This is a genomic window from Bradyrhizobium ivorense, from assembly GCF_900696085.1.
Classification (GTDB): Bacteria; Pseudomonadota; Alphaproteobacteria; order Rhizobiales; family Xanthobacteraceae; genus Bradyrhizobium; species Bradyrhizobium ivorense.
On sequence record NZ_CAADFC020000008.1, the window covers coordinates 98,363 to 119,004 of the forward strand.

Here is a 20,642-nt window from a genome sequence, read left to right on the forward strand (position 1 = left end):
GGGCAGGCGCACCCCAGGCGCGCACTGCAGTTTACGACTATCGTTCGCAAGAACCAGGAAGATAGACGAAGTGTGTCAACGTGTTCTCACCGGTCTAACATCACATATAGTCATCCTCGTACTCGTACCCGGAGCTTGCTACATGAACATTACGGCGCTCTCCGTCGTCTGCTTTAGCGAGATATCGTTCAGGTTTGTTGGCGCGCTGCCATTCACCTGCGCTATTCGTTGTCCATTTGTCAGGATGCTGAGTAGGATCAAGTACCATATTGCAATCGTCGACCTCTACGAAACCTAACTTCGCCGCGCGAACTTTCGATTCTTCATTAAGTGGATACCATTTGAGCAACGGTTGTTCGCCCTCTCGCGCATCTCGCCGAAGCTGATACTCGAGCAGAATATCGCCTGCGTTCTCCACCAAGGGATGGGCAAGCTGAAGATCGACGACGGAGGTGATGTGTTCTCGCCCGGGAAACAGTTCTCGCCACCTGTCGTCGTGGAATTCGTTCATGCTGTATCCGCCTTCCGTCCGCAGCAGTGCGACAGTTTTGTTTCCTAGTTCATAGCTGTAGTATCGCGCGTTCTCCGAATCTCTGGTCGTGCCGTAGTCCTCTGCAGCCTCTCTGACGTTCTTAGCTCGCGTCGATACGAAACGCGAGTACTCCCGCGGATTCTCGGCGATGCGCAATATTTCATCATCATTTTGGAAGACCTTTGCTTCCCTGCGAAACGTCTCCTTGTCGATCGGCACTATCGGAGGTTTGGTCACGAGGGAATACGTTGGCGCTGCAGAAGAGGAGGTCGGCTCCGCTGCGGACAGGTGCATGTTGGCGAACCTGCCCTCGAAATCTCCTGCATCCACGTGTCCGTCGTGGGATGCCCACGTATCTGCTTTATAATATCCACCGATTCGACCGTACATGAGGATCCGTACTCCTAAGGCAAGAGAGTTTCTTATTGATTTGAGGCTCATTGGGCCACGCCAAAGTAGCCAGGCGACCTGACGGTAAGCTGACTAGCGTCAATCACGAATGAGATCGGCCGAAAGTTCGCCTTTTCGGGCCATCGGATCGCTCTCCTTCCGAGGGCTGTTGGCGCCGGACCAGAGCCATTCGCAGATCGTAGTCTCGACAATCTCGGGCAGAACGCGGCGGCGAGCCAGACTATTGTCTGTCATGTTCTTGTATCCGCAGAACTGTCACGGGAGAGCACGTCAACGTTGGCGCGACGTCTATTCAACAGTGACCGACTTTGCAAGATTGCGCGGCTGATCCACGTCCGTTCCCATAACCACGGCGGTATGATAGGCTAACAGTTGCACCGCGATGGCATAAACCATGGGCGTAAAGCTTGCAGCCATGTTTGGCAACACAATGGTCATGAGCGTATCCACCGTCGCTTCCGAAGCGCCCCTCGCATCGGTGATCAAGATAATGCTGCCGCCTCGAGCGGCGACTTCCTGCATGTTCGAGACGGTTTTCTCGAAGACGTCGTCGTAAGGTGCTATCACCACCACGGGCATGGTCTCATCGATCAATGCGATTGGTCCGTGCTTGAGCTCGCCGGCGGCATAACCTTCTGAGTGGATATAGGAGATTTCCTTCAGCTTGAGCGCGCCTTCCAACGCCAGGGGCGCCGATGTGCCTCGGCCGAGATATAGCACGTCGCTCGCCTTTGCGATATCACGCGCGAGCTTCTCGATCTGTGGTTCGACCAACAGCGCCGCAGCAATCAGCCGCGGCACTTCGATAAGCTCACGTACGAGTTCCGATTCATCGAACTCGGACAGCTTGCCGCGCTCCTTGCCTGCTGCGACGGCAAGCGCCGCCATCACCGCCAGCTGGCAGACGAATGCCTTGGTGGAGGCGACGCCGATTTCTGGACCCGCCAGTGTCGGCAGCACGGATTCGCTCTCGCGCGCGATCGTCGACGTCGAGACGTTGACCACGGATATCGTGTGCAGGCCCTGGCTCTTGGCATAGCGCAACGCAGCCAGCGTGTCGGCGGTTTCCCCCGACTGCGAGATGACGATCGCGAGATCGCCGTGGCGCAGAGGCGCCTCCCTGTAGCGGAACTCGGACGCAACATCGATTTCGACAGGCAGGCGCGCCAGCCGCTCGAACCAGTATTTGGCGATATAACCGGCATAACTTGCCGTGCCGCACGCCGTAATTGAGATGCGCTGAATAAAATTAAAGTCGAACGGTAGTGTGAGCGGCAGGGCTACGCGTTCGGCTGACATATCGAGATAATGCGCCAATGTCTGACCGACCGCTGTCGGCTGCTCGTGGATTTCCTTGGCCATGAAGTGGCGATAGTTCACCTTGTCCACCAGGAGTGACGACGCGCCAGACTTTGATGTTTCCCGATGGACGACCGTCCCGTCTGCGCCATAGATCATGCAGATCGTGCGGGTAAGCACGGCCCAGTCGCCGTCTTCAAGATAGGTGATGGCATCAGTCAAGGGCGCGAGTGCGATCGCGTCCGATCCTAGATAAACTTCGCCGGTACCATGCCCGATCGCAAGGGGCGACCCCTTGCGCGCGCCGATCAAAAGATCCTCATGGCCTTTGAACAGGAATGCCAGAGCGAAAGCTCCGCGCAGTCGTGGCAGCGAGGCTTGTACCGCATCCTGCGGCGAGTAGCCATTCTTGAGGTACGATTCGACGAGATGCGCCACCACCTCGGTGTCCGTCTCTGAGCTGAAATGAGCTCCATTCCGCTCCAGTTCGGCCCGCAGTTCGCGGAAATTCTCAATGATCCCGTTATGAACGATCGCGACATTTTCCGTTGCATGCGGGTGAGCATTGCTCTCGGTGGGTTTTCCATGCGTCGCCCAGCGAGTGTGACCAATACCGCTATGACCTGACGGCGGATAATCGCGCAGCCGCTCCTCAAGGTTTCTCAGCTTACCTTCAGCGCGCCGGCGCTCAATATGGAGACCTTCGAGCGTCGCGACGCCCGCGGAGTCATAGCCACGATATTCCAATCGCTTGAGCGAAGCGATCAATTGCCCAGCGACCGGACCACGTCCCAAGATGCCTACTATTCCACACATATCGATCAATGCAGCCCAAGTTCAAGAAGCCAAACATCCCCTAAAAGAGCATTTTCACGAAATTCGCGTACCCGATTGGTAAGGGGATCAAGCTCGGAATTTGACGCGGCTGCCTGTATCGCCGCCGCATTCACAGCGTGAGTTCGGTCTCTTTCAACCATCATCGCCTCGCCCAGCCACGCTACGCCTTTGCTTGCCGCCATCGGGTATAAACTGTGATGCGGCAGCGAATGGCGTGGCTGCTTCGAGGTGAGCTCCATATCCGGGCACGCTTGCGCGGCTTGGTGCGGCATCTAATCCCAAAACAAACAGACCCGTTGCTCGATGGCGACGATAGCCATCGGCGTCGCAATAAGCCCGCTGCGAGGACATATCGCGCAAGCCCTCAGGCTTCATAGATTGAGGACATTTGAACCAGATCGGCAGACTAGTTGTCTCACAGTAAAACGTCATATCCTATTTGGCTCATCGCCGCTGATGAGCCATTCACGGCTCTTCAGCTCAAACTCCCGAGAAAGCGAGCTGCGACGCGGCCGGTCCGGTTAGCAGCTGGTGTAGGGGCAACTGAGCCCCGCCCCTCACCGAGGGTCTCCACGAGAGGCCTGCACCGGCCGCGCTCCATTGGATAAGGGAAGCCGCCTCACGGCACTTTCGACATGGCCAGCCGTCGGTGTATTTACGCAGCCGCTCTAGTATGTATGTCCTGTGTTGTTTGGAACGATTTTGTCGTGCTGGCTTAAGACGCTCATCATACTCGGATGTAAGCTATACGATTGGCATCCAACACTCTATTGTACGAACGTAAGCTTTTGATATCGAAACGTTCGAAGACCTATACCAACGTTTGCTACTCTTTCTCATTTCGTCTTGCGTCTGCCGTCCACTATGCGAACTGATCGATGACCCTATTGACCAGATTGCGTGCTCTGTTCGGACTCTGAAGGTGCGTCCGCTTTGTAGAATACGATATTGGTGTGCAGCTTCGCTGTGCTGGCTTGTATGCCGTCATTCCCAAATGCATCGACAACTGCACCTCAGCACATCACTCTATCCGGCCGTGGCGAGACCACGCAAAATGGATATAGCATGTACCTGGATAACACCGTCGGCATCTATCTCATTGGAAACATCGCTGGAGCATCGCGTCTGGCTGCGCGTACGGCGTTTTCGTCCCGCTCGTTTGCTTAGGACCATCGCGGGTGTCAGGCGGGCCGCCTGTGTTAACGGACGTTCTTTTCTTGAACCTGAATGGTACAGTCGAGAATAAATCAATGTATATAGTGCACATTTCTATATGAGATGTATGACCTAGAGTAACGATCGCTTTCCTCTTATTGCGGGTGGTGCGCGCTTGCGCATCTAGATCGAGAAAGCGCTCCGCAAATTGCGTTTCGAAAGGGCGCTTTCGTTCCGGCGGAACTAAGAGAAACCATGGCGGCTCAGGACTCGAAGCGGCGCGTGGCGCTGATCACCGGTGTCACCGGGCAGGACGGTGCCTACCTCGCCGAATATCTGCTCGGCCTCGGCTACACCGTGCATGGCATCAAGCGGCGGTCGTCCTCGTTCAACACCGCGCGCGTCGATCACCTCTATCAGGACCCGCATGTCGGCAATGTGCCGTTCCTGATGCACTACGGTGACATGACCGATTCGACCAATCTGATCCGGCTGATGCAGCAGATCCGGCCGACCGAGGTCTACAATTTGGCGGCCCAGAGCCATGTCGCGGTCTCGTTCGAGAGCCCGGAATACACCGCCAACGCCGGCGCGATCGGCGTGCTGCGCCTCCTGGAGGCGATCCGCATTCTCGGCATGGAAAAGGAGACCCGGTTCTACCAGGCCTCGACCTCGGAACTGTACGGCCTGGTGCAGGAAGTGCCCCAGAAGGAGACCACCCCGTTCTATCCGCGCTCGCCCTATGGCGTCGCCAAGCTCTATGGCTACTGGATCACGGTGAACTACCGTGAGGCTTACAACATGTTCGCCTGCAACGGCATCCTGTTCAATCACGAGAGCCCGATTCGCGGCGAGACCTTCGTGACCCGCAAGATCACCCGCGGCGTCGCCCGCATCGAGGTCGGCCTGGAGAAGACGATCTATCTCGGCAATCTCGAGGCCAAGCGCGACTGGGGCCATGCCCGCGACTATGTCGAGGGCATGCACATGATCCTGCAGGCAGATAGCCCCGACGATTTCGTGCTGTCGACCGGCGAGACCCGCTCGGTGCGCGAATTCATCGAGCTGGCGTTTGCCGAGGTCGGCCGCAGCGTCGAATGGCGCGGCAAGGGCGTCGACGACGTCGGTATCGACAAGGCAACCGGCAAGACCGTGGTGCGCATCGACCCGACCTATTTCCGCCCGACCGAGGTCGATCTTCTGATCGGCGACGCCAGCAAGGCGCGCGCCAAGCTCGGATGGAAGCCGAAGACGTCGTTCGCGAAGTTGGTGAAGGAAATGGTCGCCGGCGATCTCGCCGAAGCCAGACAGGACGCCGCCAATGGCAAACGCTCCGTTTGAACTGAAGGGCAAGACGGTTTTCGTCGCCGGCCATCGCGGCATGGTCGGCTCGGCGCTGCTGCGCCGGCTGGCGCGCGAGGGGGCGGACCTCTTGACGATCTCGCGCAGCGAGGTCGACCTGCGCAACCAGGCCGCGGTGGATGCCTGGTTCGCCGCCAAGCGGCCGCAGGCGGTGTTCCTCGCCGCGGCCAAGGTCGGCGGCATCGTCGCCAACAACACGCTGCGCGCCGAGTTCCTCTACGACAATCTGGCGATCTCGACCAACGTGATCCAGGCCTCGCACGCCAATGGCTGCGAGAAGCTGATGTTCTTCGGCTCGTCCTGCATCTATCCGCGGCTGGCGTCGCAGCCGCTGCGCGAGGACTCGATGCTGACCGGCCCGCTGGAGCCGACCAACGAGCCCTACGCGATCGCCAAGATCGCCGGCATCAAGATGGCGGAAGCCTATCGCAGCCAGTACGGCTCCGACTTCATCAGTGTGATGCCGACCAATCTGTACGGCCCCGGCGACAATTATCACCCCGAATACAGCCACGTCGTCGCCGGGCTGATCCGCCGCTTCCACGAGGCCAAGGTCTCGGGCGCGGGCAGCGTCGCGATGTGGGGCACCGGCGCGCCGCACCGCGAATTCCTCTATGTCGACGATCTCGCCGACGCCAGCATCCATCTGATGAAGACCTATTCCTCGCCGGAACTGGTCAACATCGGCACCGGCGAGGACATCACCATCGCCGAACTCGCACTCATGGTCGCGGCCGCCGTCGGTTTTCGCGGCGAGATCAGCTTCGACACATCGCGCCCGGACGGCACGCCGCGCAAGCTGCTCGATGTCAGTCGTCTGGCCAGGCTCGGCTGGCGTGCCCAGACCTCACTGGAGGAGGGCATTCAGCTAACGTATCGGGCATATCTTGCCGATAACAAATGGACGGCCCCAGAGCGAACTGCTTGCCCCGACAAGTGGCGTAAGCAGGCCGATCCGAGGATCCGTGGGCGGGTATCCCCTCGCTGCCCCGTCCCTCGACGTAACGGTTGACTTTGCCGCGCGTTGCCCACGCTCTTCGTCAGCAGCGGTTGGACGTCCGATCATCCAAGTGACACGCACATTCTAGCTACGGTTCAGCGAGCCGACTCGCAGGAACAGAGGAATGGTTGTGATCGAGACGTGCCGTCTTACTGCTATCAGGTTGAGACCTGATCGCCCCTCAGTCTCAACCGACGGCGCCGCAACCGATCATCGGTTCGAAACGCGCCGGCAACCTTTTCCTCTCGATCAGCGGCCTAGCGAGGGTCGGCTATGACCATCCGCGCCGACAGCGTGACGATGCACATGAGCGCGCCTAACATGCCGAACGCAAAAGGCAAGCCGGTCATGTGTGCGACGAGCCCGATGCTGGCAGGCCCCATCAGTATACCCGCGTAGCCGGCTGTCGTGATGACCGCGATCGCAACGCCTACCGGCATCACCTTCTGTTTGCCGGCGCGGCGACACAGTACAGGTACTACATTTGAAATACCCAATCCAATAAGCAGGAACCCCGCCATGGCAATCACCGCAACCGGCGCGGCGACCACAGCCAGGAAGCCTATCATGATTGGTAGAGTTCCGAGCATCAATGTGGCACGGTCGCCAATTCGTTCCACCACGGCATCTCCACCGAGACGTCCTGCAGTCATCGCGATGGCGAAGAGCATACAGCCAAGACCTCCATGCGCCTCAGCGAGAAGATCTTGCCCAACGAGAAGTAAAGCGCTCCAATCAAGCATTGCACCTTCGACAAGAAACGTAATAGCCGCGAGCGCAGCTATTAGCACCACACTGCGATGGGGCAAGACAAACACTGGCCCCTGCTGCCTTACGCTCGTCGCGGTCAACCGCGGCCAGGCCGACACAATCGCGATCATCATAAACGTCGAACAGACTAACGTCGAGAAAAGCGGACCAAGCTGAAGCGAGAGGAACAAAGTCACGACGGCAGATCCGGTAAATTCTCCGATGCTGTAATGGGCATGGAAGCCGGACATCAATGGACGGCCCGTGACGCGCTCCAATTCGAGCGCATAAATGTTCATGGCGACATCGATCGAACCGAGTGAAACGCCGAAGGCAAACAGCGTGGCGCCCAGCGTAAGAGATGTTCCGGCGATAGAAAGCCACGGCAGGATAAGCGCGAGGCCGAGTCCACCCACGAGGATAATGGGCTTGCTGCCGTACCGCGCGTTCGACACGCTGGTCAAAAGCATAGCGAGAACGGATCCCATTCCGAGACAGAGCAGCAGAAGACCAAGCATGCGGTCGTCTACCGCGAGCCGCTCCTTGGCGAGCGGCACCAAAGGCGCCCACGCCGCAAGGCCAAATCCGGCGACAAAGAACGCAAGCCGCGTCCCAAGCAGGCCGGTAGCCCAATTGGCAGATGGTATCACAGGCACTCCTGAGAGAACGGGCTGGTGAGCGCGGCGCCCCTCATCCTGTGTGCGTCGCCTGCAAGCGGCCCGCAGCTCGACGATGATGGCCTCACGTTGACATTTTCATCGTTGCAAATGCGATGCCATCGTAAAAGCTCGGGCCACCGCTAGAGCGGCGAGCGTCAACGCGGAATGATCCTCACGCCCCCAGACACGTGTCTCGGCCTATCGTTCTCGGATGGGCTAGCCTTGCGAGGGACGCCAGTCTTTGCTTGTTTCCGACAGTCAGAAGTGCAACAGCTCAAGATGGCTTTGTCGCAAAGCGCACAAAGCCGACGGCACCCGGACCTTGCGTGTACTTCGAGAAGAACACCACAGCTAGCGCGAATACGGCCGTAGGTTCCCCGGCAGAATTTCTTGTCAATCTGGAAGCTCTCATCAGAAGCAAGGGCGCCGCGCTACGCCTGAGCTCAATACAACGAACATTCGTGGATCTGTCTTCCGGATAACGCCGTACGGCGAGCACAACCCGCGGCTGTGCGGCGCACGATTTTCGAACCCGCTATTGCTGCGGCAGCGACCGACGGCTCTGCATTTACGGCTGGCTTTTCCGAAGCGTCTCCGCCCGTCCAATGGCCGGCGAATTGCCGCCTCGTTGTTGGGAAGAAATTGCACCGCATGTGGCTCGGATCGCGATAAGGAAACTCTCCGCTGAATATCGCACAGATGATCTTCAAACGTGGCACGGCGCTTGGAGTGATTTCCGTCCCGTTCGGATCTGCCGCGATCCGATGTCCCGGTGTAGTGTAGAAGCTCGCCGCGGTCAGCTCCGGTCCCGCAAGCCGTCACTGTCGGGCTCGATACCTGAGAATTTCCCTTATTCCGGCTTCAGACTGCAAGATGGTTTCCGCGCCCCGCTCGATGTGTTTGTGTCTCGAGTGATCCGTTTTTGACCGATTAGCGCTCGCAGGCGACGATCACAACCACTTCGAGTGGTAAGGCTGCAACAACTGCCTCCGAAGGTTCAGAGCTGCGATTCCAAATTCCCGGCGTCAGAGCGCTGGGGGTTATCATCGAGCAATCAACCAAATCCTCCCTGCCATTTATGTTGCCGCCAAAAGGCAACAGCTGCGTCGCGTGCAGTCATCAATTACCTTTGCTATCGGGCTGGTCAGGTCAAGACGCGCGCATGCTCGATACTGAGGCGCCCGCCGACATCCCTCAAGCGCTTATATCCGCAGAACGCCGTGACTGTCGCTCTGACCAGGTCGGACTGTGCGTGGTAAAGAAAGAGTATAGCAAGCAAAAATCGATCAGTATCGTCGCCGTCATCACGCTGTAAGCCCAGGCGTTCTGCACGAGATCAAGCTCGATCAGCACCCGTGACAGACCGAATCCCACGATCCAAGCATCAAAGCTCATGCAGATACGTCGGAACATCTCCGGATCAAGCCGCCGAATGACGTAGGATCCCAGCGGGATGCCGAGCACAACACTGGGTATGAAGGCGTAGAGCAGGCTGCCGCTTTCGGAAATGAAAAGGCCGAGCTTGTAATAGACAAAGGCGGTCGCGCCCGATTCCACTACGCGAACCAGGGCTAGGCCGGCGCGAAATTCGTTTTTGACCAGGCCCTGGTTGTTAAACAGCATGGCCAAAGGCGGGCCGGAGATAGTCGTCACCGAATAGAGGATGCCCAGCATCGCCCCGAAAGGCAGACCGATCAGCCAGCTTGCTTCGATGGGGCGGCGCCAGCCCGCGGCTTGCAACAAGATCAGAGGCAAAATGATCGTGTACGTGGCGAATTTGATCCACCCCGGCTGCAGTGAGGCCAACGCATAGCCGCCGAGCGCAATGCCCGGCAAGAGCCCAAGCAAGATGGGAAACACTCGTCCCCAAGCCGCCGGCACGCCCTTCAGATTGATGAAGAGGACGTAAACGTTGACGAACACCTCGATGACGACGATGGCGGGATTGAGAATGCGATTGGTGTAGAAAACCAGCGCAAGGGGCACAGTGAGCGACGAAAAACCGTAGCCAATGGCTCCATTTACAAAGGCCGCAAAGCAAGTTGTTGCGGCCAAGAATAACATAGCACCATCAAACTCAGGCATTCTTAACTTTCCTAGTCCGGAGCACGTCCGATCACACGTGAGCGGATCAGACATGGGCATTGATCATCAGGATTGCGGCAGATTCTGACCACCAGCTTCACAGCTTCGACCGCCATCACATTGGCTTTGGCTGTGGCCAAGCGCAAAGTTCAACAGTTTCTCCCATTATCCACTTCGGCTGTACACTTCCCCTACGCGACCACGATCACTCAGCCAATACGGGTCAGTCCATTTTTCGGCTGGTGATCGATGGTTTTCGTGTCGAAGCCAGGATTGCGACGGTCGTAGATATCATGGCTCCTGACGACCAGTTTCCGAACCGTTCACCGGTTGACTTGAACTGTCGGTAAGTAACCCTAAGGCCGTTGCAACCCAGAGGTCGTCCGTTTCAACTATCAATGTGACGCGCTCAGATGGAAACAAGTGATTCTCCTCCAAAGCCGTTGGGATAACAGCAACACCACCTTTTCAGCATCGCCGACAAGTTCTTCGCCGGACGCCTGACGCTCGCCAAGCTAGGCAGCACGGAGTGAAGATCTCAATGCGCGATTCAGTGTGAAGCCGTCCTAGGCTCTATCGCTGACCGCATCGGCATCATGAGCCGGCCGTATTTTTGGCGGTGCAGTCCTTCACCTCGAGCGAATGATGGGTCGACAGAAGGGCGGCAGGCGGAGATCATCCTTCGGTACCCTCGCGAATTCGAGCCGATGAAATCACCGCGGTCGGCGAACAACGTCCTATAGGGAGCAACCATCGAGCGAACCAGAATTGAGTTATCGCTATTGCTTGGCCAGCTGGGCGTCAGCGGCGCCGGTGAGTTCAACCTCGGTACCGTTCTTCGCGTGGCCGGCACTCGCGTCGGCCCGGTGATCGGACGCGATCGCGACATAGACGGCCGGCAGCACGAAGAGAGTGAAGAGCGTGCCGATAGACATGCCAGCGACAAGCACGAGCCCGATCGAAAAGCGACTCGCGGCGCCAGCTCCCGTTGCGGTCAACAAGGGTATGAGGCCCGTGACCATCGCCGCCGTCGTCATCAAGATTGGACGCAATCGGACGCGCGCCGCCATCTCTATAGCCGAGCGACGGTCAAGTCGCTCCTTGAGCTGCAGTTCATTGGCGAACTCAACCATCAGGATGCCATGCTTGGAAATCAACCCGATCAGCGTCAGCAGTCCGACCTGGGTGTAGATGTTCATCGTCCCCCAGCCCAAAAACAGCGGTATCAAGGCGCCGACGATTGCCATCGGCACGCTGATCATAATAACAAGGGGATCGCGCAGACTTTCGAACTGCGCCGCAAGCACCAAGAATATGACGATCAGGGCAAACGCGAAGGTGATGGAAAGTTGGCTACCCTCGTGCACATATTGCCGGGCGTCGGCAAGGAAGTCGTGGCTGAAGCCTGCGGGCAGTTTCTTTGCTTGCGCTTCCAGGAAGTCCACGGCCTGACCGATCGTGACGCCGGGCATCGGCACGGCTTGAAAGGTCGCGCAGTTGAGCTGGTTGTAGTGCGTAAGTGCGTTCGGATCAGTCGCAGTCTCCATCGAGACTACGGTAGATAGCGGAAGCATCGAGCCCGTCGCGGTCTTCACATAATAGTTCCCGATCGCTTCCGGGGCCAGGCGTTCCTCGCGCGGCACCTGCGGAATCACCTGGTAGGAGCGGCCCTGCAGATTGAAGCGATTGACGTAGTTTCCGCCAAGTAGGGTGGCGAGCGCGTTACCGATATTCTGCATCGTGATGCCAAGATCGTTGGCCTTCGATCGATCGACCTTGATTCGTACCACCGGCTGGTTGAACTCGAGGTCAGAGTCGCTGACCATGAACAGACCGCTCTTGCGCGCGGCATCCTTCAGGTTCGACATCTGCTCATAGACGGATTGGAAACCTAGTGTCGAATTGATCACCATCTGCACTGGTAGCCCGTCCGTGCCTCCCGGAAGCGGCGGCAGGCTAAAAGCAAATGCGTTAATACCTTCGATTTTGGACAGTTCGACCTGGACAAAGGACTTTAGCGCGATCGATGACCGCTTGCGCTCATCCCAAGGCTTGAGCAACATGCCGGCCATCCCCGCCCGCGAGCCGCTAGTGCCGTTGAGCACGAAGCTCAAATCGGTCTCGGGAAATTTCTGAAACGCCTTCTCGAGCTTGGCGCCGTAATAGTCGAGGTAGTCGATATTGGCGTATTTCGGCGCCTTAGTTAGCGCGAATACAATACCTTGATCCTCCTCCGGCGCGAGTTCCTTGGAAGTGTGCATATAGAGAAAACCCACGAGACCCAGCATGGTCAGGGCAAACAGCCCGGTAATCGGACGATAGTCGAGCGAGCGGTCGAGCTGGCGTCCGTACCAGCGTGTCGTGGCGCCGAACACGCGGTTCACAACTCTTGCAAACCGCCCCTCCTCAGCACTCTTCAGGAAGACCGAGCACATCATCGGCGACAGCGTCAAAGCGATCACGCCCGACACGATCACCGCGCCCGCCAGCGTAAACGCGAACTCGCGGAACAGCGCACCGGTGAGCCCCCCGAGAAAGCCGATGGGCGCGTATACGGCGGCCAACGTAATCGTCATGGAGACGACGGGGCCCACGATCTCGCGCGCCCCTTTCGTCGCAGCCTGCAGGGGCGGCGCACCTTCTTCCAGATGGCGATGAACGTTCTCCACCACCACGATCGCGTCGTCGACCACGAGACCGATCGCGAGCACCATCGCAAGAAGGGTAAGGAGATTGAATGAAAACCCCAGCGCCAGCATCATGCTGGAGACACCGACGAGCGACAACGGAATAGTAACGACAGGAATGATGACCGAGCGAAGCGAGGCCAGGAATAGGAAGATGACCAGCACCACTATCACGACGGCCTCAATGAGCGTCTTCTCCACTTCATCGATCGACGATTGAATGAATTTGGTGGAATCGTAGGCCACTTTCATCTTCAGTGCTGGCGGCAAGTTACGCTCCATTTCTGGAAACAGCGCCCGAACACCTCGCACTATGTTCAGCGGATTGCCTTGCGGGCTCGCTTGCACGCCGATGAAGACCGCGTGCTCGCCGTTCATGGAGACGCTGACGTCTGCCGTCTGCGCGCCAAGCTCGACTGTCGCAATGTCCTCCATGCGTACAAAGCCGCCGTCATTGGCTTTGACGACCATGCGCTTGAAGTCATCGACACTCCGCAGGTCGGTATTTGTCGTGACATCGGAGATAGTGAAGTAGCCCTTGGTCTGGCCGGCCGCGGCCTGGAAGTTATTGGCGGCGATTGCAGCCGAAACATCTGCCGGCGACACGCCGTGCCCCGCCATTTTCGCAGAATCGAGCCACAGCCGCATCGCAAAACTCTGGCCGCCCAGGATGTCTGCCGCCGCGACGCCGTCGACGGTCGACATAACCGGTTGCACGACGCGCGAGAGATAGTCCGAGATCGCGCTGGCAGTCAGTTCCGCGCTGGAGAAGGCGATGTACATGACAGCGGTGGCCTGACCGGATGACTTAGTGACGACCGGATCGTTTGATTCCTTCGGGATTAAATATTTGACTGAATTGACCTTAGACAGCACCTCGGTGAGTGCCTCATTGGGATCGAAATTGAGCTTGATATAGACTTGGATCGTCGACGTACCGAGCACAGATGAGGAAGTGACATAGTCGACGCCATCTGCGGAAGCGACCGCCTGCTCCAGAGGAGTGGTGATGAAGCCTTGGATCATGTCGGCGGAGGCGCCAGGATAGGAGGTCGTGATATTGACGACCGTATTAGACAGCTTGGGATACTGCCGGATTGGCAGAACAGTGGCCGCGCGAAGGCCGATCAGCAAGATCAGGAGACTGACTACGATAGACAACACGGGACGTTTGATGAAAAGCTCTGTAAATGTCATCTCGACTCGCATTCAAAGAGGGTGACGCAAACTCGCTAGCACGTCGCGCTACGGCCATCGCCATTAAAGCGGCCACTGCGGCCAAGCCACTATTATGAGGGAAACGAAAACGGCCGCTCTAAAGCCTCACATGTCCCCAAGCAGAGGCTCAATCCTCCGCTTCTTCCATCCTCGTTGCTTGAATGAACGCCGGACCCGCTGGCTGAGCGCGATCTCGAATAGAGAGCGCCTTCGCAAGATAACGACCCGCGTCTTTTTTTTTGCGCGCAATCAGCCTGAGGTCCGCCTCAAGATGTAGAGGTGGGCTCACGTGTTTCCATTTACTCTCGTGCTCAAGTCTGAATGGAGCGCAACGCCTTCTAGGTGAATCGCGTCAGTTCAAGGTCGACCGTTCGATCGAATGATTCAGCTTCGAAATCGAAAGTAGGGACAACCTGAAGGAGGCTCAACTCTACAAAGGTAAGCAGGTAATATCGCATGGGCTGCAAAGCCTATACCAAGGTTTGTTCTCGGTCCGACTTAACTTCCACAGTATCCCCCCAGGCGGGTCGGGCGACGGGCCAGTCTCGTAGGCGGCCTCGTGCCACTCAAAAGCTTCTTCTTGGGCATTGTCACCATCCCTAGGTCGGCTCGCAAGCGATCGACTGCGCCATTCGTTTTGCTCGAGGCAGGATTTCATCTCGAAGTATCTAGTCCGTCCACGCGATGGGGTTGGAAAAGCCGACATACGCAGGTTTGACTCAGAGAGTCCGCGCGCGTGAGAGATATGCACTCGCGTCATTGAGGGCTTTGCGCTGAACGGCAATGAATAGGACGGTATCTATGTTAGCCAAGGATGACGAGTTGATCTACGCCAGCAAGGTCGACCACGGCTTCGACAAGGCCTCGGCCGCCGATATCTCCACAAACGCCTGACGCCGCTGATCCGTAAAACGCAGGCCTACACCAAACGAATCGAGCACAAGGCGATCTGGGTTGCGCCGAAGCTGATCGTCGAAATCGAGTAATCGTGCCAACTGCCGAAGGTAACGTGCGGCATTCGCTCTTTCATGGTGTCGGGGAGGGATCTATTACCTCACCGCGCCGCAACTGCTGCAGTGATACCCGCTGGGTCTGGGAGGCGAAGCCGGATCAGCCACACAAGGACCATGCGCCTGCATGTGCGGCCGCACTGTCGGATGCCGTGCACGGTCTGTTGCACGCCCGACAAACACGGCTTTGTTCCGCCCTCGCCGCAAGGATCCAGGCCGGATCTATACCGGCGCTGGGGCGCCTACTCGTAATCCGCCGTGTCGGCTTTACCCCTAAAACCGGACATCGCCGGGTGACCACGGCATGTCGGTTACGGGCCATTATGGCAAAATCCTCAAAACTTGTCGTTGCGAAGAACGGGCGTGCGCTTCTGGTCAGACGCCGTCGCGACGGGCTCTGGATGTTTCCGGGGGGCTGCTAGCGTGCCCGTGAGAGTGACAGGGCGAGCCTTCGTCGAGAGATTGCGGAAGAACTTCCGAAAATCAAACTCGGACCGTAAAGCTCCGGAAAGAAGTGAAGGGCACGAACCGCCGATCTGGGCACAAGATGGGCGATGCTATTTTCGTGGCTAAGAAAGCGTCCGGCCAAAGAAGATTGGTGACACAAAGGAAATCACAAGGCGGTCTGGCGCAAGCCGCGACGGATCGGGCTAACGCCGACATCCCGCTACATTCGGGACAAGCTGTTTCCCAAGTGAACGATAGCCGGTTACGGTTGATCTCCGCTCAAGGCAACAAACTTGACTTCGCCGCATCGCATGGATCTCACCGTCCGACGGGCTTACCACTGGACTAGCGACCGTCGGGTATGCCGAAACAAACAAGAAGCAGTCGCCATCAGGGCCTCATAGCCAGCCACGTTGCACGCGTCGAAATAGCGACTGATCGTCGCCTGGCAGAAGGCGACATCTTACTCATCTCGTCGCCCGCCCGGATTGTGGTTGCCCGCACCGGATGCGCGCCGTGCCACTTATCTTTGAAACCTGAATCGCGCTATGGAGTCGGCAGCATCATCCCTTTGCAGATGAGCCGAATTTGCGCGTCTATGGCCGTGCGCTGTTTCGGCTGCATCTGGCCGGATGGCTCCCCGCCCGAACCAGATCTTCAAGCCAGCGCGTCGGCAGCATCCCTGATGCCTTCGTAGATCTCCTTAAGATCTGCTTCCGTGACGCAATAAGGCGGCATCAGGTAGATCGTATTTCCGAGCGGCCGGAGCAGCAGATTTCGCCCCTCAAAGAAAGTCTGAAGCTTCGGACCAATGCCCGCGAGATAACCTGCATCGCCGGCCTTAAGATCAAGCGCCGTGATGGTCCCGGTCCGGCGAACGTTTAGAAAACGGGCGTCACTGCGGAATGGCGCAATAAGCCGCTCTTGCATCGCGGCGACCAACGCCATGTGCTTGCGGGCGTCCTGCTGCCAGAGCTCGAGGTTTGCCCTTGCCGCAGCACACGCTACGGGATTCGCGGTATATGAACTTGAGTGGAAGAACGTGCGTGCACGATCCTTCGAATAGTGGGCATCGAAGATGTCGCCGCGGCAAAGCGTCACCGCGAGCGGAAGCGATCCGCCTGTGAGGCCTTTGGAATAGCAGACAATATCCGGCGAGATATCCGCCTGTTCGCAAGCGAACAATGTTCCGGTGCGACCCCAGCCAGTCATGATCTCGTCGGCAATGAAGAGGACATCCGAGAGCTCGCAGATCCGCCTCATCTCTTTCAACACCCAGTTCGGATACATGAGCATCCCACCCGCACCTAATATCAGGGGCTCCACAATAAAGGCGGCCGGAGCTTCATTCCGACATGCAGATTCGAGCGCATCGATGGCCGCCTGTTCATGACCGCTCGCCGGGAATGGGATTGTGGTGACATCGAACAGAAGTGGCTCGTACGCTGCATTGAAAACGCCCCGCGCGCCAACTGACATCGTCCCCACTGTATCGCCGTGATAGGAGTGCTGCATCGCGACCACACGTGTCCGCGGCTCACCGATGTTGTTCCAGTAACCGAGCGCCATTTTCAGCGCCACTTCCACACTGGTCGAACCGCTATCGGAGAAGAAGACATACTCGAGGCCACGCGGCGCAAGCTTCAAGAGCAGTGCAGCCACCTCCTCGGCCGGTTCATGAGTATGGCCAGCGAAGATGATCTGGTTGAGCTTTTCTGCCTGTTCCTGGATGGCGCTTACGATATGAGGATGGCAATGGCCGTGGGTCACGACCCACCAGGAGGAAATTGCATCAATGATGCGACGGTCATCTGCGGTATAGAGATGAGCTCCCTTCCCCCCCACGATCTTTGTCATACTCTCTTGCAGCGCATGCTGCGTGAAAGGGTGCCAAATCGGCGACGTCTGTTTGCGCCTCATGGGTTGAAATCGTCGCGCCGGAATGAGGTTAAGAATGCGTTGCGGAGTGTACTTGTCGAGAGTGGAGAAAGTCGAGGAAGTCGGCCAAGCCTCCGAATCCGTCCGATGCTGCAAATCGTGCTCTCCGTGTCGAGATTTTCGTTGCCAATGAATGCAATCCCGAGAATATTGACGTTTCGACTTCGCAGCGCTTCAATCGATAATAGCGAATGATTGATAGTGCCGAGTGAAGTACGCGCACACAGCACGACCGGCAGCTGCCATCGCGCAAAGACATCAATATAAAGTGTGCTGCCATTCAGAGGTACCATGAGCCCCCCAGCGCCTTCAATCACCAACGGGCGCACGGAATCTGGCGCATCGAGCAAATCGGTATCGATGCAAATTCCGTCTGCTTCGGCGGCATAATGCGGTGAAGCGGGTGTTTTGAGCTTGTAGCACTCCGGGACAATGCGATCATCGGAAAGCTCACCCAACCGTGCGACCAGCTGTGAATCGGTCTCCCCGTCGAGACCGGCCTGAATGGGCTTCCAGTAATCCGCACTGAGAAAATTGGCGAGCCCGGCGGAAAAGACCGTCTTTCCTATGCCGGTATCGGTGCCGGTCACCACGAACCGGCGGCTCATGAGACTTCGCCTCTGACCTCTTCCATTAGGGCATCAAGCATTGCGCGCACGTCATCCTCGCCGACGTTCAAGGTCAGAGAAATTCTCAACCGGGCCGTCCCCGCCGGCACGGTTGGCGGCCGGATCCCACGGATATCAAAGCCGCGAGCTTGCAGCGCGAATGCAAGCCGCATCGCGCGCGCATTGTCACCAACGATGTATGGAACGATTTGCGAATCTGCACGAGTCAGGCCACCGCGCGCGATGATCTCTCGATGCGTGAACGTAACCAGGCTGGCTAGACGCTGTTGCCGCTTAGGTTCATCCTGCAGGATCAATAATGCCTCTCGCACTGCGACGGCCATTAGAGGTGACGGTGCGGTGGCGAAAATGAACGGTCGGCAGCGATTGACCATGAAGTCGCGCAGCACTCGTGTGGTCGTAACTAGTGCGCCTGCTGCACCCAGCGCCTTGCCACAGGTATGAACGATCACGAGGTTTTCGCGGCCCTCATAGGAGGCGGCCAGTCCTCGTCCGTGCTCACCGAAAACGCCTGTAGCATGTGCCTCATCCACCATCAGGAACGCATCATGCCGATCGGCGATTACGATGAGTTCAGCAAGCGGCGCAAAATCACCGTCCATACTGTACAGACTTTCGACCACGATCCAGACGCGGCCGGCTCCGCCCTTTGCCCGCCAGTCACGAATTGCATTTTCCACCGACTGGGGATCGTTATGGGCACTTATCCGAATCTCGGCCCGGCCAGCTCGCGCGCCTTCATGAATGCTCGCGTGCACAAGAGAATCGAGAACGAGCAGATCGCCCCTTTGTGGAAGAGTCGTCAGGACGGCAAAATTTGCGACATAACCGGCGCCAAAGAAAAGAGCCGTCTCTGCTCGGAAGAACTGAGCCGCTTCCGCTTCGAGACCTTCATGTTCCTCGCAGTTGCCGCGCAGAAGCCGCGACCCACCAGCTCCGATCGTGGTCCCTGTCTCGAGCGCAGCCGAGATGGCATTCTTCAAACGCGGGGCGCTAGCCAACGCCAGATAGTCATTCGAAGCGAAATCGATCCCCGCACGCGGCCTAAGACCGCGCAGACGGTTGTCGTCCTTCAGGGCGTCCAGTGCCTTGAGATAGTCGCCAATTTTGGCCGCTTGGATTGGGCTCATTCGCCACTCCCAGGGAGTATCGGGCACGCAACTATTCTTGAAGCCAAAGCTCCAGCGCCGGCTTCGCATCTTCAAGTCGGCAAGATGGGGTTCTCCCGGTCAACCAACACAACGCGCGGTCGATACGTTCTTGCTTCCGCTCCATCAAAGGAGGCATATGCAACGATGATAATTTTGTCTCCTGGCAGCGCGAGTCGCGCTGCCGCTCCATTCAGGCCTATGATGCCAGACCTCTGAGGCGCTTCGATCACGTATGTAGCGAAACGCGCTCCCGTCTCGATGTTGTAGATTTCGACACGTTCATTGATCAGGAAGCCCGCAGCATCCAGCAGCGCGCGATCAATCGATATCGAGCCTTCATAGTGCAGGTCGGCTTCAGTTACCGAGGCGCGATGGATCTTGCCCTTCATCAAGGTGATTTGCATGTGTGACCTGTGCGGATGTTTGCCGGTCTGACTACGCGATCTGGCTTTGAGTAAGCCGCGACGTCATGCCGAGTCGCTCCAGCAAATTCGCGTCGCGATCGCGCTGCGGGTTCTTGGTGGTCAGGAGGACGTCACCGATGAAGATGGAGTTCGCGCCGGCCAGGAAGCAGATTGCCTGCAATTCATCGGTCATGTACTGCCGTCCGGCGGAGAGGCGCACGACGCTCTTCGGCATCAGAATGCGGGTGACCGCGATCAGCCGCACCAGCGCGATCGGATCGGGCCGCTCCGCGGTGTTGTTGACTGGGACGCCCTCAACCTCATTCCAGAGGTTGATCGGCACGCTCTCGGGATGGCTTGGCAGATTAGCGAGCAGAACCAACATGCCCAGCCGGTCGTCAATGCGTTCACCCATGCCGATGATGCCGCCGCAACAGACCTTGATGCCGGCGTCGCGCACATGCGCCAGCGTATCAACGCGATCCTGCAGGGTACGGGTGGTGATGATCTTGCCGTAGAATTCGGGCGAGGTGTCGACGTTGTGATTGTAGAAGTCGAGGCCGGCGTCGAAGAGTCGTCCAGCCTGCTTAGGTGTCAGCATGCCGAGTGTGGCGCAGGTCTCCATGCCCAGACTCTTGACCGCGCCGACCATATCGCAGACTTTCTCGAGGTCACGGTCCTTCGGATTGCGCCAAGCGGCGGCCATGCAGAATCGGGTCGCGCCAGCGTCCTTGGCGCGCCTCGCCGCCGCAATCACATCCGGCGTGTCCATCAGGCGCGTGGCCTTCAGGCCCGTGTCATAGTGCGCGCTCTGTGAGCAGTAGCCGCAGTCTTCGGGACACCGGCCGGTCTTGATGCTTAGAAGGCTCGCCGTCTCGACGTGGTTCGGGTCGAAGTTGCTGCGATGAATGCTCTGTGCCTTAAACATTAGGTCGGCAAACGGCAGGGCATAGAGTTGTTCGGCGTCGATGCCGGTCCAGTCATGACGGACGGCCCCGATGTTAGCGCCGTCATTCCGATCCACTCCTACAGCATCGACCATTCGACTTGCCCTTCGGCCTGGGATAG

General features: G+C 58.0%; 13 protein-coding genes and 1 pseudogene. 3 read left to right on the forward strand and 11 right to left on the reverse strand.

All coding sequences use genetic code 11. From position 1 onward, the window contains the following. Positions 1 to 100: 100 nt before the first annotated feature. The 3 genes from CI41S_RS11560 to CI41S_RS11570 form a co-directional block, all read right to left on the reverse strand. Positions 101 to 922, reverse strand: a complete 822-nt coding sequence (locus CI41S_RS11560; RefSeq protein ID WP_139859047.1) for an effector protein NopP — start codon at positions 920 to 922, stop codon at positions 101 to 103. 309 nt (positions 923 to 1,231) lie between these two features. Further along, entirely contained in the window at positions 1,232 to 3,058 is a 1,827-nt protein-coding gene (glmS, locus tag CI41S_RS11565; protein WP_139859288.1) for a glutamine--fructose-6-phosphate transaminase (isomerizing), read from the reverse strand. 5 nt (positions 3,059 to 3,063) lie between these two features. Next, a complete protein-coding gene (locus CI41S_RS11570) occupies positions 3,064 to 3,318 on the reverse strand; it encodes a hypothetical protein (RefSeq protein ID WP_139859048.1) in 255 nt (84 codons plus the stop codon). A gap of 1,171 nt (positions 3,319 to 4,489) precedes the next feature. Between CI41S_RS11570 and gmd the strand changes: the two genes are divergently transcribed. Both gmd and CI41S_RS11580 read left to right on the forward strand, forming a co-directional pair. Continuing rightward, positions 4,490 to 5,575 (forward strand): GDP-mannose 4,6-dehydratase, encoded by a 1,086-nt coding sequence (gmd, locus tag CI41S_RS11575; protein WP_139859049.1) that lies wholly within the window; start codon positions 4,490 to 4,492, stop codon positions 5,573 to 5,575. Continuing rightward, positions 5,556 to 6,608 carry a GDP-L-fucose synthase family protein gene (locus CI41S_RS11580; RefSeq protein ID WP_139859050.1) on the forward strand — a complete coding sequence of 351 codons (1,053 nt, stop codon included), beginning with the start codon at positions 5,556 to 5,558 and terminating at the stop codon, positions 6,606 to 6,608. Before gmd ends, CI41S_RS11580 begins: the two co-directional genes overlap by 20 nt. Positions 6,609 to 6,853: 245 nt before the next feature. Here the strand turns inward: CI41S_RS11580 and CI41S_RS11585 are convergent, their stop codons facing one another. From CI41S_RS11585 to CI41S_RS11595, 3 genes are all read right to left on the reverse strand, one after another. After that, positions 6,854 to 7,993 carry an MFS transporter gene (locus CI41S_RS11585; protein ID WP_430642056.1) on the reverse strand — a complete coding sequence of 380 codons (1,140 nt, stop codon included), beginning with the start codon at positions 7,991 to 7,993 and terminating at the stop codon, positions 6,854 to 6,856. A gap of 1,206 nt (positions 7,994 to 9,199) precedes the next feature. Next, entirely contained in the window at positions 9,200 to 10,090 is an 891-nt protein-coding gene (locus CI41S_RS11590) for a sulfite exporter TauE/SafE family protein (RefSeq protein ID WP_139859051.1), read from the reverse strand. Positions 10,091 to 10,869: 779 nt separating this feature from the next. Continuing rightward, positions 10,870 to 13,974: a multidrug efflux RND transporter permease subunit gene (locus CI41S_RS11595; protein WP_139859052.1), complete on the reverse strand. Its 3,105-nt coding sequence runs from the start codon at positions 13,972 to 13,974 to the stop codon at positions 10,870 to 10,872. Positions 13,975 to 15,328: 1,354 nt separating this feature from the next. On the opposite strand from CI41S_RS11595, the pseudogene CI41S_RS45270 reads away from it, so the two are divergent. Further along, positions 15,329 to 15,703, forward strand: a pseudogene (locus CI41S_RS45270) (NUDIX hydrolase). 406 nt (positions 15,704 to 16,109) lie between these two features. Here CI41S_RS45270 and CI41S_RS11605 read toward each other — a convergent pair. The 5 genes from CI41S_RS11605 to bioB form a co-directional block, all read right to left on the reverse strand. Beyond that, complete coding sequence (locus tag CI41S_RS11605; protein WP_139859053.1) at positions 16,110 to 17,372, reverse strand: adenosylmethionine--8-amino-7-oxononanoate transaminase; 1,263 nt, start codon at positions 17,370 to 17,372, stop codon at positions 16,110 to 16,112. Next, complete coding sequence (gene bioD, locus CI41S_RS11610) at positions 17,369 to 17,998, reverse strand: dethiobiotin synthase (protein WP_139859054.1); 630 nt, start codon at positions 17,996 to 17,998, stop codon at positions 17,369 to 17,371. Before bioD ends, CI41S_RS11605 begins: the two co-directional genes overlap by 4 nt. Next, positions 17,995 to 19,149 (reverse strand): 8-amino-7-oxononanoate synthase, encoded by a 1,155-nt coding sequence (locus tag CI41S_RS11615; protein WP_139859055.1) that lies wholly within the window; start codon positions 19,147 to 19,149, stop codon positions 17,995 to 17,997. Before CI41S_RS11615 ends, bioD begins: the two co-directional genes overlap by 4 nt. Positions 19,150 to 19,220: 71 nt before the next feature. After that, positions 19,221 to 19,574: an aspartate 1-decarboxylase gene (panD, locus tag CI41S_RS11620; protein WP_139859056.1), complete on the reverse strand. Its 354-nt coding sequence runs from the start codon at positions 19,572 to 19,574 to the stop codon at positions 19,221 to 19,223. Between the two features lie 31 nt (positions 19,575 to 19,605). Further along, on the reverse strand, positions 19,606 to 20,616 hold the full coding sequence (gene bioB, locus CI41S_RS11625) for a biotin synthase BioB (RefSeq protein WP_139859057.1): 1,011 nt from the start codon (positions 20,614 to 20,616) through the stop codon (positions 19,606 to 19,608). Positions 20,617 to 20,642: the final 26 nt, after the last annotated feature.